Raw genomic sequence first — 14,063 nt, 5'->3', positions numbered from 1 at the left:
TTTAATCTACATGCTATACAAACAAAGCATCATAGGCTAAACTCCCCTATAGCCAAGAATTTATAACAGTAACATTAGAAAATTTTAAATAATTTATACTTGAGAAATCCCTTCAATCAATAGTGTTTTAAGGTTTTTTAACATCTAAACTCTTTTAAGAGCCGTATATAAATTACCATATGAAAATAATAATAACAAAAGTCTTATCTATGAAATCACTCAAAAAAAATTTATTAAAAACCCTAAGTCTTATCGCCTTTACAACATTATTTGTTGCATGTAGTGAAGATGATGGAGCGACAAAAGTCGACGGATCTTCGCATATTGTTGTGAAACTAACGGATGCTCCGGGGGATTATGATGCTGTTAATATTGATGTCCAGGACGTAATGGTTCAATATGACGAAAATGGAGCTTGGGAAAGTATTGGAGAAATAAACTCCGGCGTCTATGATTTGTTGGAATTAACCGGAGGTGTTAATGTTGTTTTAGCTGACAATGAAGTGCCTTCTGGTATGGTTGATCAAATTCGCCTGATCTTAGGTGACAACAACACTATTGTTGTGGATGGAGAAGAAATTGATCTGGATACGCCTAGTGCTCAACAATCAGGTTTGAAATTAAAACTTAATCAAGAACTGGAAGCCGGTTTCAGCTATGAGTTTACCATAGACTTCGATGCGGATAAATCAATTGTTCAAGCGGGAAACTCAGGGAAGTATATTTTAAAACCTGTTTTAAGATTAAGTGCTGAAGTTTCTTCAGGAATAGTAACCGGAACTGTAACACCTTCTGATTTCGAATCAATGGCCTCCATTGTACTAGATGAAGAAACTACAATTTCTGCCTACACTGACGAAAATGGTGTATTCATGCTTTATGGCGTTCCGGAAGGGACTCATGAAGTTATGATAACAACAGCCGAAGATTCTGGGTATGAAAATGCTCTTGTTGAAGGTATCGAAGTAGTTAATGGGGAAATCCTGGATCTGGGCACAATTGAATTAGAAGAAGTTACTACGGGATCTATTTCCGGTAAAATACTTAATGAAGGCGTTTCAGTAAATATTTCTGTCGAAGTTCCTGTTGAGGGAGGTGAGGAAGGAGAAGTTGAATCGATTTCGACAACTACTGCCGAAGACGGAACTTTTACTTTAGAAGGTATTCTTCCCGGAACCTATACGGTTACACTTACTCCGGAAGAAGGCTCTGACCTTTCTTCTAAAGAAATAACTGACGTAGAAGTAAAACTTGGAGAAACCACAGTTTTAGAGGATATAACTTTAGAATAAGTTAATAATTCATAATTTTTTGTAAAGAGCAGCCTATCAAAGGGTTGCTCTTTTATTTTTTAACCAATCGTTAACAGCAGGACAGTAAATAAATTTTCAATTTGCATTCAATTAATAAGCGTATTAAATTAACGCCTCAAAAATAAACTTGAAGATGGAAGAAAACAGTACTATTGATATTAGTGTTATTAACGAAAAAATTGCTCAGGAAAGCGCCTTTATTGAAGCTCTTACTTTAGAAATAAATAAAGTAATCGTTGGACAAAAGCAAATGGTAGAGCGTTTGTTAATTGGTCTTCTTGGACAAGGACACATTTTATTAGAAGGTGTTCCGGGTCTGGCAAAAACCCTTGCCATAAACACTTTATCAAAAGCTGTTCACGGTTCTTTTAGCCGTATTCAGTTTACCCCTGATTTGCTTCCTGCAGATGTGGTAGGAACTATGATTTACAATATCAAAGAAAATGATTTCTCTATAAAAAAAGGACCAATTTTCGCAAACTTCGTTTTGGCTGATGAAATTAATCGTGCTCCTGCGAAAGTACAATCTGCACTCCTGGAAGCTATGCAGGAAAAACAAGTTACCATCGGTGACGAAACCTTCAAATTAGATAAACCATTTTTAGTAATGGCGACCCAAAACCCTGTTGAACAAGAAGGAACGTACCCTTTACCCGAAGCACAGGTCGATCGATTTATGTTAAAAGTAGTTATTGACTACCCTAAACTTAATGAAGAACAGTTGATTGTTCGACAGAATTTAAAAGGAGCTTTTGAAAATGTCAAACAAGTGGTTTCATTAGAACAAATTTTAAATGCACAACAAGCAGTAAGGGAAGTCTATATGGATGAGAAGATTGAAAAATATATTTTAGATATTATTTTCGCAACCCGTTATCCGGAAAAGTATAACCTTGCAGACTTAAAACCTTTGATTAGTTTTGGTGCCTCTCCACGTGGAAGTATTAATTTAGCAACTGCAGCTAAATGCTATGCTTTTATCAAAAGAAGAGGCTATGTTATTCCTGAAGACGTTAGAGCAGTTGTTCATGATGTACTCCGTCATAGAATTGGAATCACATATGAAGCTGAAGCAGAAAACATCAGTTCCGTTGACATCGTTAATAAAATTGTAAACGAGGTAGAAGTACCATAGTCGATTGTTGTCATTCCTGAGAACATCAGGAATCTAACCAACCCAAATGAAGCACTAATAGATTACGTCTTTAGAGACGGAATGACATGCAAAGATGGATACCAAAGAGCTATTAAAAAAAGTAAGGAAAATTGAAATTAAAACACGTCGTTTAAGCGACCATGTCTTTGGAGGTGAGTACCACTCAACCTTCAAGGGGCGTGGAATGACGTTTAGTGAGGTTCGTCAATACACTTATGGTGACGATGTTCGTGCAATCGACTGGAATGTAACAGCTCGATACAATGAACCCTACGTTAAAGTGTTTGAGGAAGAACGTGAACTCACTATGATGCTCATGGTTGATGTATCTGGTTCTGAATTCTTCGGAACCTCCAATCAGTTTAAAAAAGAAGTATTAACTGAAATTTCAGCCACCCTGGCCTTTTCAGCAATGCAGAATAACGACAAGGTTGGATTAATTCTTTTTTCCGATGAAATCGAACTCTTTATCCCTCCAAAAAAAGGAAGGTCTCATATTTTAAGAATCATACGTGAACTTATCGAATTTGAGCCTAGAAGCAAAAAAACAGACCTCTCAGAAGCACTTCGTTTTCTATCAAGCGTAATTAAAAAGAAGGCAATTACATTTATTCTTTCAGATTTTATGACTGATGACTATCAACATACATTGAGGATTGTTGGAAGAAAACATGATGTAACCGGGATCAGGGTTTTTGATAAACGTGAAGAAGAAATTCCAAATATAGGAATGGTTAGGATGGAGGATGCAGAAACCGGTGAACTTATGCTGGTTAATACTCAATCTAAATCTGTCAGAAAAGAATATTCAAAGTTTTACCAAGGCCGAAAAGCCTATTTTAAAAATGCCTTTACCAAAAGCGGCTGTGGCGTTTTAAGCTGCCGTGTTGATGAAAGCTATGTAAAAAAGTTGTTAGGTTATTTTAAGCAACGTGGATAAGAATGAAAGTATACAAATTACATATTATTAAAATAAAACTTTTTAACCTTTGGCTCCTATTGAGCTTTTTTGGTTTTGGATCTATTGCTGCATATTCACAAACCACTCCAAAGGTAACTTCCAGGATTGATTCGACTACTATCAAAATTGGTGAACAAATCCAATATAAGATTCAAGTCGAAACCGATACAAGTGCACTGGTGATGTTTCCCGAAGGACAAACCTTCGCCCCACTTGAGGTTGTAGAAACTTCTCCTGTTGACTCTGTTATTATTGCGGATAAACTGAATCTGGTTAAAAAATATGCATTAACCAAATTCGACTCAGGGACTTATAACATTCCTATTCAAACAGTTTTAGTTAACAAAAAACCATACCTACTTGATTCAATCAAAGTAAATGTAGCTTCCGTTGTTGTCGACACAACCAAACAAAAAATGTATGACATCAAACCTTTAGTTGAAGTTGATAAAAATTACTCGGGATGGTGGAAGTATATTTTTTATGCATTTATCGGTTTAGCTATTATAGGTGGACTTTTATACTGGTTTGTTTTTAGAGAAAAACCCTTAACTCAAGAAGAAAAAGAAGCTTTGTTACCGCCCTATGACAGAGCAATGCTGGAATTAAAAAAATTAGATGAATCAAAATTTTTGATTCAATCTGAATATAAAGAATATTATACCCAACTAACTAATATTGTGCGCTCTTATCTGGAAGAAGACGTACACATTACAGCTCTGGAAAGCACAACTGATGAGCTCATTAACAAAATCGAATTATTAAAAGATGCTGGAAGTCTGGATATTGACAATGAAACTATAATTCAGTTTAAGAAGGTTTTAGAAACTGCCGACCTGGTTAAGTTTGCTCGCTCGACACCAGAAAGTTCAGTAATCGAAGGAGATCGTAAAGTAATTGAAAACATCGTAATCAAAACAAAAGAGGCCTTACCTGAACCAACCGAGGAGGAACTTCTTCAAAATGAAGAATACCTTGAAGAGTTGGCTAATAAAAAGCGTAAGCGAAAAATTGTAATTACAACGATCACTAGTTTATTAATTATAGGAATTACAATTAGTGCTTTTGGATGGTATTATGGTTTTGGATATGTAAAAGACACCATAATAGGTCATCCTACCAAAGAATTAGTGGAAGGCGACTGGATTAACAGTGAATATGGATACCCTCCTATCTCGATTGAAACACCTAAAGTTCTCAAAAGAGTTAATCTTGAACTTCCAGCAGAAGCCCACAACATGATTAGTACGAACCAGGTTTTTAACTATGGTAGTATTATAGACAACTTTTATATCATGGTTTCTTCCACAACCTACAAAAAAGGTGTAGATTTTGATATTCAAAAAGCAATAGATGCTACCATAAAATCGATGGAAAAACAAGGAGCTAAAAACATCATTTTAAAAGATGAAGAAATAACCACTCCTACTAACAAAAAAGGATTAAAAGTATATGGCTCTATGCAAGTAGATAATGGCAATAATGAAGACACCCATAATGCTAAGTACATATTATTAAATTTTTCAGAAGGAGGCGGATTTCAACAGGTAATGATGGTTTATCGGGAAGGCGACAACTATGCCGATGAGATTGTAGAACGAATTACTAATTCAATTGATTTTAAAACAGGAAGCTAAATGTTAGAAAATATTCAGTTTGCAAACCCATATTTCTTTTGGTTGCTTTTAGCATTACCGATAGCTATCATATGGTATATTTTTAAGCATAAAAAAGAAACTGCTTCCATAAAAGTTTCATCACTAAAAGGTTTTAAGGTCTCCTCTTCATTCTTATCAAGACTAAAACCCTTAATATTTATCTTAAGGTTATTAGCCTTGGCATTTTTTATTGTTGCTTTGTCCAGACCTCAAACTAAAGACATTTCATCCAGAACTAAGACCACAAAAGGTATCGATATTGTTATGGCTATAGACGTATCGTCCAGTATGCTGGCTAAAGATCTAAAACCCAACAGACTTTCAGCTTTAAAAGAGGTAGCAAGTGATTTTATAAAGGAACGTGTGAGCGATAGAATAGGACTTGTGGTATATAGCGGAGAAAGCTTTACTAAAACACCAATAACCAGTGACAAGTCTATTGTTCTAAACGCTTTAAGACAGGTAAACTATGGTCTTCTGGAAGATGGAACAGCTATTGGTATGGGATTAGCCACGGCCGTGAATCGTTTAAAAGAAAGTAAAGCAAAAAGCAAAGTAATTATCTTATTAACAGATGGAGTAAATAATGCTGGATTTATAGAACCACAAACTGCAGCCGGCCTGGCCATAGAATTTGGAATTAAAGTATATACAATTGGAATTGGAACCAATGGAATGGCTCTTACTCCTATTGCCTATAATCTAGACGGTAGCTTTAAATATGGTCTTCGAGAAGTTGAAATCGATGAAGACTTATTACAAAAGATAGCTGATGAAACAGGAGGGCGATATTTTCGGGCGACGAATAATAAAAAGTTAGAGGAGATTTATGGTGAAATTAACAAACTTGAAAAAACGGAGGTCGAAGAATTCAAGTATACCAAATATGAAGAAAAATTCAGGCCGTTGGTCCTATTAGGCCTTGGTTTGATATTATTAGAGTTTTTGTTACGAAACACCTTGTTTAGGAGTTTTGTTTAATTTAGAAGAATACATATGTACCAGTTAGACGAAAAAATATATTTTTATTTACTCTTTTTACTTCCAGTGCTATTTGTACTGTTTCTGGCTGTACAATTCTGGAAAAAAAGAACGCAAAAAAAGTTTGCCGAAGCCGATCTATTAAAACGTTTAAGTCCTGACAGATCTACTAGCAAATCTATTTTGAAACTGGTTGTTCTGATGTTAGCTATCGTCTGCTTAAGCATTGCCCTGGTTAACCCTAAAATAGGCACCAAATTAGAAACGGTAAAGCGAGAAGGTGTGGATGTGGTATTCGCAGTTGATGTATCTAAGAGTATGCTTGCGGAAGACATAGCTCCAAATCGTTTAGAGAAATCAAAACGTATTGTATCCGAAATTATTAACCATCTCGGATCAGACCGAATTGGAATTATTGCATACGCCGGACAGGCTTACCCTCAATTACCAATTACCACCGACTATGGTGCAGCAAAAATGTTCCTGCAAAACATGAACACCAATATGCTCTCCTCACAAGGTACAGCTATAGATGAGGCTATTGATTTAGCCAAAACCTATTATAATGATGCAGATCAGACCAACAGAGTACTATTCATAGTATCTGACGGTGAAGATCACTCCGAAAGAGCCGCTGCAGCTGTAGAAAGCGCCGCTGAAGAAGGTATTAAGGTATACAGTATTGGCGTTGGAACTAATAAAGGTGGTCCTATACCCATTAAAATAAATGGCATTGTTGAATCTTACAAAAAAGATCAAAATGGTCAGGTGGTTATTACCAAACTTAATGAGGATGTTTTAAAAGAAGTGGCTAACAAAGGTAATGGTGCATATATTAATGGTTCCAACACTGGTGAAACCGTTGAATTCGTAACAGACACCCTTAACTCAATGGATAAAAAGGAATTTGAAACCAAACAGTTTGCTGATTTTAAGGATCAGTTTCAGTGGTTCCTGGGAGGCGCAATCTTTTTACTGTTCATAGATATTTTCTTTTTAGAAAGAAGAACAGCATGGTTAACAAAACTGAATCTTTTTAACGAAAAAGAATCATGAAGAAATTATTATACATACTAATATTATCATTGCCAATTGTAGGGATTTCACAAGAGAATAAAGAGATCAAGGAGCAAAAGCAAAAATTAAAGGCATCAACCAACCTTACATATGATGCAAATAAAGAATTGGTAGACGATAATTTTATTGACGCAGAAGCAAACTACCGAAAGGCTATTGCTGCCAGCAACGATAATGCTGCGGCTAAATTCAATCTTGGGAATGCCTATTACAAAGAAAATAGCTTTGGTGAAGCCTTTGTAAGATACAAACAAGCTGGCGAAACAGCACAGACCAAAGAAGAACGTCATAGCGCATATCATAATCTTGGAAATGTGTTCATGAAAAACAAAGAATATGATAAAGCTATTGAAGCATATAAAGAGGCGTTAAGAAACGATCCTTCAGATGAAGAAACAAGATACAATCTTGCCCTGGCAAAGGAGATGAAGAAAAAAGACGATCAACAAAAACAAAACGACAAAAACAACGACGACAAAAATAAAGACAAAGACAATCAAGATCAACAACAAAATAAGAACGACCAAGACCAAGACGACAATCAGAATAAAAACGATCAGCAAAACCAAGACAATAAAGAAAACGATCAAAATTCTGATAAAAACAAAGAACAGAAAGGCGATGAAGGAAAGGATCAAGAGGACAAAAATCCAAAACCAGGTGATCAACCTAAAGACCAACAGGATCCTAAACAACAACCGCCTCGACCTAATCAACTCTCACCGCAACAAATAAAAAACATTTTAGAAGCGATGAGTAATGAAGAAAAAAAGGTTCAAGAAAAAATAAACGGAAAAAAAGTAAAAGGAAAACCAGCTAAAAACGCGAAAGACTGGTAAGTTTACCCCCTTTAAATAACAAGACTTAATGAAAAGGCATATTATATACATATTCTTAATCATAACTACCCTAGGGTATGCTCAAGATGAAGTAACTTTTGAGGCCAAGGTGAGTAAAGAACAATTAGGTCTTAATGAAAGGTTACGAATAGACTTCGAAATGAATAAAGACGGAGACAACTTTGTTCCTCCCAACTTTGAAAACTTTAGAGTTCTAATGGGGCCTAGCCAAAGTGTTAGTCAATCATGGATAAACGGCAAACGAAGTTTTTCTAAAACATATTCTTATATACTTGCTCCGAAAAAAAAGGGAACATTTACCATAAAACAAGCTGTCATAGAAATTGACAGCCAAACTTACAAAACAGTACCGATAACAATACAAGTAACTGCGGCAGTAGATAATCCTAATGCACCAAAAGGAGCAGATGACATAGCAGATGAAAACCTACATTTAGTTGCTGAAATATCCAATCCCAACCCATATCTTAATGAGGCTGTAAGCATTCTGTATAAATTATATGTTAGTCCAAAAATCAGCGTATCTGATTTTAGGCCAATAGACAATCCAACATATAATAATTTCTGGTCTCAGAACATGGAAATAAAGCGATGGAAGGTAGAAAATGGCACTTATAAAGGAAAAGCCTATCGTTATGTAATTCTGAAAAAGGTGGTAGTATATCCTCAAAAAACAGGTGCCTTAGAAATTGAGCCCCTAACATTGGATGTTACAGTGGATGTTCCTACCAACAAACAAGATATATTCGGAGGCAGGGTTTATAAGCAAGCCCACAAGACCATTGCAGCCGGTTCTCGTACCATTAGAGTTAAGCCACTACCAGACAATGGCAAACCGGAAGGTTTCACTGGAGCCGTAGGTAGTTTCGACTTTAATGTAGTTCCTTCTAAAACAGACTTAAAAGCTGGAGAATCACTTGAGGCTAAGATTGAAGTTTCTGGGAGGGGTAATCTCAAATTATTTGACTTACCTAAGCTAAAACTTCCAAGTTCAGTTGAAGTATATGAACCGGAGTTTAAATCCAATGTTTCAACTAACATAAGTGGTATGCAAGGTAAAATTACTGATGACTATACCGTTGTCCCTCAATACAAGGGCAAGTTCCAAATACCAACTATTTCTTTTTCATATTTTGACCCAAAACTTGAAAGGTATAAAACACTAACATCTCCTGAGCATATCATTAATGTTTATGAAGGACCCACCAGCGATGATGATGTCATAACAGAAAATAATCAGCCTGAAAAACAAGTTGTAAACAGCGTTGATTCAAGTTTTAAATTTCTAAAACTCACACCAAATTTACAACCGATTGAAAATCAAACGTTTTTTGGTTCCAAGGCATTCTATATCCTCTTTTTTGGCCCTCTGTTACTTATTCCTCTTTTTATAATTATAGGAAAAAAGAAGAAGGCACTGGAAGCTGATATTGAAGGAACCAAAAGAAGAAAAGCGAATAAGTTAGCTAAAAAGTATCTTTCTGAAGCCAAAAAGAATTTAGGTGACAAGGAATCGTTTTACGAGGCTATGGAACGAGCATTGCACAATTACCTGAAAGCCCAGTTAAAAATAGAAACATCCGACTTTTCTAAAGAAAAAATCACAGACCTGTTAAGGACAAACAAGGTAGATGAAACTGTTATAACATCCTTTATTTCAATATTAAACAGCTGTGAACTTGCAAGATACACACCAACAAGTGTTGTTACGATGCAGCAAGACTATGATAAAGCAGCGAACACTATATCTCTAATCGATAAACAGGTAAAAGTATAGTATGAAAAAGACCCTTAGCTTTCTAATTTTATGTTTATCTCTATTTTCCTTTTCTCAAAGTGGAAATGAAAAATTATTTGACACGGCTGTACAACTGTACAATCAAGGTAAATTTCAGGAATCTATTAACACCTATATGGAAATTATAGATAACGGATTTCATTCATCATCTGTATATTTTAATATAGGGAACGCATATTACAAGTTAAATGAGGTTGCTCCGAGTATCTATTATTACGAAAAAGCATTGTTGTTGTCTCCAAAAGACGAGAATATCCAAAACAATCTACAGTTTGCTAAAAACATGACGATCGACTCCATTGAAACTATTCCCAAGTCGGCAATTTCTAATTTAATTGAAAGGACAATAGGGGTATTTACTTCTAAAAGCTGGAGCATTTTTGCCATTATTTTAATGGCATCATTTACCATTTCTTTCTTGATATATTATTTTTCATCATATAAGGGCAAGAAAAAATTATATTTCATCGTCAGCATAATTTCTATGATTTTAGCAGTTACCTCTATTTCAGCAGCCTATCATCAACACTTAAATGCGAAGAAAAGCAACCCGGCTATAATATTTGCTGAAGAAACGATTATTAAATCTGAGCCAAACAATAGAAGTAATGATATTTTCACCCTACATGAGGGAACAAAGGTGAATGTAATTGAGGGCTTAGGTGATTGGAATAAAATAAGAATAGCTGATGGAAAAACAGGATGGATTCCCAAAAATGACCTTCGCCTGATTAAAGATTTTTAAAGCTTATTTAACAATACTCCCATTCATTTCTATTATATTTGAGGAAATTTTACCTCATGAGGGGAAGAAACTATGCTGTTTTATTTCTATTAATTTTTACCGCTTTTATTGCGGCTCCCACTGTCATGAGTATTATTAAATCTGATGCAGACACTTCTATTTTTTTTAGTTTAGCAGAAGAAGAAAATAAAAGCTCTACCTCCTCAGCGGAAAAAGACTATGTATTTTCACATTATAGATTCAGTAATTACTACATCACTGATAGCAAAAAAAACAATGCCGATTTCGTGTATGTCGACAACTACTATCCATCGATTGTTCTGAATCAGCATTGCCCGCCTCCTGAACAGGAAGCATAATCCCTATTTTTATTAACTTTATTAACAATGAATGCTTATGCATTCATACCCCCTATTCATTTATAACTTAAATTAAGTATTTATATGAAAAAATTATTCTCTAACATCAAAGGAGATGCCTTTGGTGGTATAACTGCCGGTATTGTAGCACTACCATTAGCTTTAGCGTTTGGTGTAAGTTCAGGCTTAGGACCAAGCGCTGGTTTATATGGCGCTATTTTTATTAGTTTCTTTGCTGCCATGTTTGGCGGTACCAACACTCAAATTTCTGGACCGACTGCTCCGATGACAGCCGTGAGTATGGTTGTCATAGCCGGAATAATCGCCGCAAATGACGGTGATGTAAATAAGGCCTTGCCCGCCATTCTTACCGTATTCTTATTAGCTGGTTTAATGCAAATTGGATTAGGAGCTTTAGGATTGGGAAAATATATAAGGTACATTCCATATCCGGTAGTATCAGGATTCATGACTGCTATTGGTGTTATAATTCTAATAACCCAAATTCTTCCAGCAGTAGGTTATTACCCAAAAGAAGATCAAGAATATGTTGATACCTTTAAACCACAAGCTGAAGAAGTCATACTAGAAAACATATTAAAGGAAGAAGCTGGTGAAGGAATTCTGGTATTGGAAGATTTTAAAGAAACTATCAATAGAGCAGAAAAGGTGACGGAAGCGGATATTCTAAAAGAATCTAAAACCCTCGCGGCTAAAGAAGCCTCTGGTGTATTAGGAACTTTTAAAGTATTAGGCAGAGCACTTAGCAACATAAAATGGTTAGAAGTAATACTGGCATTGGGAACAATTTTTATCATATACGGATTTAAAAGAATAACTACAGCTGTTCCGAGTACGTTAGTAGCGTTAATTGTAATGTCTGGAATAGCGGTAGGATTTGGATTAGATTACGAACCAATTGAAGAAATCCCTAGTGGATTCCCAGTTCCAAACCTGGAAATTTTCTCTTCTTTTAAATTAAGCAGCGTCACCCCATATATCTTTACGGCCCTGACATTGGCATTATTAGGGGCCATCGACTCTTTGCTTACCAGTGTTGTTGCCGATAACATGACCAAGACCAAACACAAACCTAATAAAGAATTAGTAGGTCAGGGAATCGGAAATAGTATTGGTGCAATATTCGGAGGTATCCCGGGTGCAGGGGCCACTATTAGAACTGTGGTAAACATTCAATCCGGCGGTAAAACAAAATTATCAGGTATGATAGCTGGTGTGATGCTTTTAATAATACTATTGGCACTGGGGCCTATCGCATCGCAAATTCCAGCAGCAGTACTTGCAGGAATACTTATCACTGTTGGTATTGGAGTAATGGACTATAAAGGTCTGAAGGCAATTCCAAGTCTTCCTAAAGACATCAAACTAGGTCCAATAAAATTGAGTTCTGAAGTTTTAATTATGCTAGTTGTACTTCTACTTTCTACATTTTGGAATTTAGTTTACGCTGTAGGTATTGGCTTAGTAATTGCTTCTTTAATGTTTATGAAGAAAATTGGTGATCTTACGGCCGAGCGTTCAGATGTAAAAGCCCTGTCTGCGGAAAAAGCCTGGAAAGACGAAAAAGATTTTCCTGAAAAATTAAAAGAGGAAGTTTTTATTAAACACTTAAAAGGCCCGCTATTCTTTGGTTCCACCAGTGATTTCCAAAGTTTAGCCAAACAAATTCCTGACACCGCTTCAACTGTTGTCATAAGACTCGGACGAATGCAGTACATGGATCAATCCGGTTTGTATGCAATGGAAGATGTCTTACAGGAATTAATTAAAAAGAATGGTATAAATGTACTATTTGTAGATTTACTGAGACAACCTCGATATATGATGGAGCAAATTGATATAATTCCAGATTTAATTCCGGAAGAACACATATTCAAATCATTTAAAGAGTGTACTCAATGGATTAAAAATAATGTAAAAGATAAATATTAAAATGTAATTATTATGAAATTAGAAAACGTATTTAAAAATAACGAAGCTTGGGTTAAGGATAAATTAAGCTTAGATTCTAATTATTTTGAAGAATTAGGAAAAGGACAAAGTCCAGAATTGCTTTATATCGGATGCTCAGACAGTCGTGTTACTGCAGAAGATATGATGGGAGCGAAACCCGGGGAGGTTTTTGTACATCGTAACATCGCGAATATGGTTATCAGCGTTGATCTGAATGTGATGTCTGTTTTGAACTACGCTGTAGATCATCTAAAAGTGAAACACGTTATTGTATGCGGACATTATGCATGCGGTGGTGTTAAGGCGGCTATGCAATCTGCCGACCTAGGAATTCTAAATCCATGGCTAAGAAATATTCGGGATGTATACAGAATTCATAGTAATGAACTGAATTCAATCGAAGATGAGGACAAAAGATACGATCGTCTGGTTGAACTTAATGTTCAAGAACAATGCGTCAATCTAATAAAAACAGCTGCAGTACAAAAAGCAAACAGAGATCGAGGACTAAAAGTACATGGATGGGTTTTTGATGTTCATACGGGTAAACTAATAGACTTGAACATAAATTTCGACAATATATTAAAAGACATCATGGAAATATATCATTTAGACTAAAGATGATATTAAAAAAACCGCTGGATCCAGCGGTTTTTTTTATTCTATTAAATCTCTACTCCAAGTTTCTGGACTCGAGCACAAAGCCAAATATTTTTTCCCCGGTGCTTTTAACAGGGTTATACAAGACCGAAGTATCAATGGTATTTTCATCTACAAATCCTAAAACGGTATTACTTCTATCAATAAAAATTAGGATTGCGGCTAAGATGATCATAAGTTTAAGCCCTCCAAAAATACCACCCAGAATTCTATTTAATAAGCCAAGTGCTACCATACTAGCCATCTTGGTTAATAGCTTTCCGAGCATATATACAAGAAAAACAATGGCTACAAATGTTACTGCAAAAGCAATCAAATTAATGTGATTTTTATCCCATTCGAGCTTTTCATTTAAAAAATCACCTGCGAAATAAGAGAAGTGAATAGCTCCATAAATTCCTAGAATAAGTGCTACCAGAGAAGCCACTTCAATAAAAAGCCCTTTTATAAGCCCTCTAACAAATCCAAAAAGAATAAGCCCCCCTAATACAATGTCTATAAAATTCATTAAGAAAAATTTT

The 14,063-nt window shown here is 35.5% G+C and carries 13 protein-coding genes; 12 read left to right on the top strand and 1 reads right to left on the bottom strand.

Annotated features, from left to right (window positions below; all coding sequences use genetic code 11):
- Nucleotides 1–209 precede the first annotated feature (209 nt).
- The 12 genes from BM361_RS07890 to BM361_RS07835 all read left to right on the top strand — a co-directional run bounded on the left by BM361_RS07890 (nt 210) and on the right by BM361_RS07835 (nt 13,500).
- Nucleotides 210–1,292, top strand: a complete 1,083-nt coding sequence (locus BM361_RS07890) for a DUF4382 domain-containing protein (RefSeq protein WP_074978259.1) — start codon at nt 210–212, stop codon at nt 1,290–1,292.
- A 154-nt stretch (nt 1,293–1,446) separates the two neighbouring features.
- Nucleotides 1,447–2,448 (top strand): AAA family ATPase, encoded by a 1,002-nt coding sequence (locus BM361_RS07885; RefSeq protein ID WP_074978068.1) that lies wholly within the window; start codon nt 1,447–1,449, stop codon nt 2,446–2,448.
- A 94-nt stretch (nt 2,449–2,542) separates the two neighbouring features.
- Entirely contained in the window at nt 2,543–3,409 is an 867-nt protein-coding gene (locus tag BM361_RS07880; RefSeq protein ID WP_038267476.1) for a DUF58 domain-containing protein, read from the top strand.
- 2 nt (nt 3,410–3,411) lie between these two features.
- Nucleotides 3,412–5,067, top strand: a complete 1,656-nt coding sequence (locus tag BM361_RS07875; protein ID WP_074978066.1) for a BatD family protein — start codon at nt 3,412–3,414, stop codon at nt 5,065–5,067.
- Nucleotides 5,068–6,069: a vWA domain-containing protein gene (locus BM361_RS07870; protein ID WP_074978064.1), complete on the top strand. Its 1,002-nt coding sequence runs from the start codon at nt 5,068–5,070 to the stop codon at nt 6,067–6,069.
- A gap of 15 nt (nt 6,070–6,084) precedes the next feature.
- Nucleotides 6,085–7,125, top strand: coding sequence for a vWA domain-containing protein (locus BM361_RS07865; protein ID WP_074978063.1), 1,041 nt, complete (start codon nt 6,085–6,087; stop codon nt 7,123–7,125).
- The gene (locus tag BM361_RS07860; RefSeq protein WP_074978061.1) at nt 7,122–7,985 is read left to right on the top strand and encodes a tetratricopeptide repeat protein; all 864 of its coding nucleotides are present in this window, start codon (nt 7,122–7,124) and stop codon (nt 7,983–7,985) included. The genes BM361_RS07865 and BM361_RS07860 overlap by 4 nt, the downstream gene beginning before the upstream one ends.
- Before the next feature lie 28 nt (nt 7,986–8,013).
- Nucleotides 8,014–9,783, top strand: coding sequence for a BatD family protein (locus BM361_RS07855; protein WP_074978059.1), 1,770 nt, complete (start codon nt 8,014–8,016; stop codon nt 9,781–9,783).
- Nucleotide 9,784: 1 nt separating this feature from the next.
- The gene (locus tag BM361_RS07850; protein ID WP_074978057.1) at nt 9,785–10,549 is read left to right on the top strand and encodes a tetratricopeptide repeat protein; all 765 of its coding nucleotides are present in this window, start codon (nt 9,785–9,787) and stop codon (nt 10,547–10,549) included.
- Between the two features lie 56 nt (nt 10,550–10,605).
- Entirely contained in the window at nt 10,606–10,908 is a 303-nt protein-coding gene (locus tag BM361_RS07845; protein WP_038267488.1) for a hypothetical protein, read from the top strand.
- Between the two features lie 84 nt (nt 10,909–10,992).
- Nucleotides 10,993–12,861 (top strand): SulP family inorganic anion transporter, encoded by a 1,869-nt coding sequence (locus BM361_RS07840; protein WP_074978055.1) that lies wholly within the window; start codon nt 10,993–10,995, stop codon nt 12,859–12,861.
- Nucleotides 12,862–12,873: 12 nt separating this feature from the next.
- A complete protein-coding gene (locus BM361_RS07835) occupies nt 12,874–13,500 on the top strand; it encodes a carbonic anhydrase (protein ID WP_074978053.1) in 627 nt (208 codons plus the stop codon).
- Between the two features lie 55 nt (nt 13,501–13,555).
- On the opposite strand, the gene BM361_RS07830 is transcribed toward BM361_RS07835, so the two are convergent.
- Nucleotides 13,556–14,050, bottom strand: coding sequence for a CvpA family protein (locus tag BM361_RS07830; RefSeq protein ID WP_074978051.1), 495 nt, complete (start codon nt 14,048–14,050; stop codon nt 13,556–13,558).
- Nucleotides 14,051–14,063 lie beyond the last annotated feature (13 nt).

It is taken from the genome of Zhouia amylolytica (assembly GCF_900116365.1).
Classification (GTDB): Bacteria; Bacteroidota; Bacteroidia; order Flavobacteriales; family Flavobacteriaceae; genus Zhouia; species Zhouia amylolytica.
Note: the sequence above shows the minus strand (reverse complement) of the source record. Positions and strands in the feature narration are given on the sequence as shown.

Coding starts and splice junctions, on each gene's coding strand:
- BM361_RS07890 (WP_074978259.1), top strand. CDS start 210: ATGAAATCACTCAAAAAAAATTTATTAAAAACCCTAAGTCTTATCGCC.
- BM361_RS07885 (WP_074978068.1), top strand. CDS start 1,447: ATGGAAGAAAACAGTACTATTGATATTAGTGTTATTAACGAAAAAATT.
- BM361_RS07880 (WP_038267476.1), top strand. CDS start 2,543: ATGGATACCAAAGAGCTATTAAAAAAAGTAAGGAAAATTGAAATTAAA.
- BM361_RS07875 (WP_074978066.1), top strand. CDS start 3,412: ATGAAAGTATACAAATTACATATTATTAAAATAAAACTTTTTAACCTT.
- BM361_RS07870 (WP_074978064.1), top strand. CDS start 5,068: ATGTTAGAAAATATTCAGTTTGCAAACCCATATTTCTTTTGGTTGCTT.
- BM361_RS07865 (WP_074978063.1), top strand. CDS start 6,085: ATGTACCAGTTAGACGAAAAAATATATTTTTATTTACTCTTTTTACTT.
- BM361_RS07860 (WP_074978061.1), top strand. CDS start 7,122: ATGAAGAAATTATTATACATACTAATATTATCATTGCCAATTGTAGGG.
- BM361_RS07855 (WP_074978059.1), top strand. CDS start 8,014: ATGAAAAGGCATATTATATACATATTCTTAATCATAACTACCCTAGGG.
- BM361_RS07850 (WP_074978057.1), top strand. CDS start 9,785: ATGAAAAAGACCCTTAGCTTTCTAATTTTATGTTTATCTCTATTTTCC.
- BM361_RS07845 (WP_038267488.1), top strand. CDS start 10,606: ATGAGGGGAAGAAACTATGCTGTTTTATTTCTATTAATTTTTACCGCT.
- BM361_RS07840 (WP_074978055.1), top strand. CDS start 10,993: ATGAAAAAATTATTCTCTAACATCAAAGGAGATGCCTTTGGTGGTATA.
- BM361_RS07835 (WP_074978053.1), top strand. CDS start 12,874: ATGAAATTAGAAAACGTATTTAAAAATAACGAAGCTTGGGTTAAGGAT.
- BM361_RS07830 (WP_074978051.1), bottom strand. CDS start 14,050: ATGAATTTTATAGACATTGTATTAGGGGGGCTTATTCTTTTTGGATTT.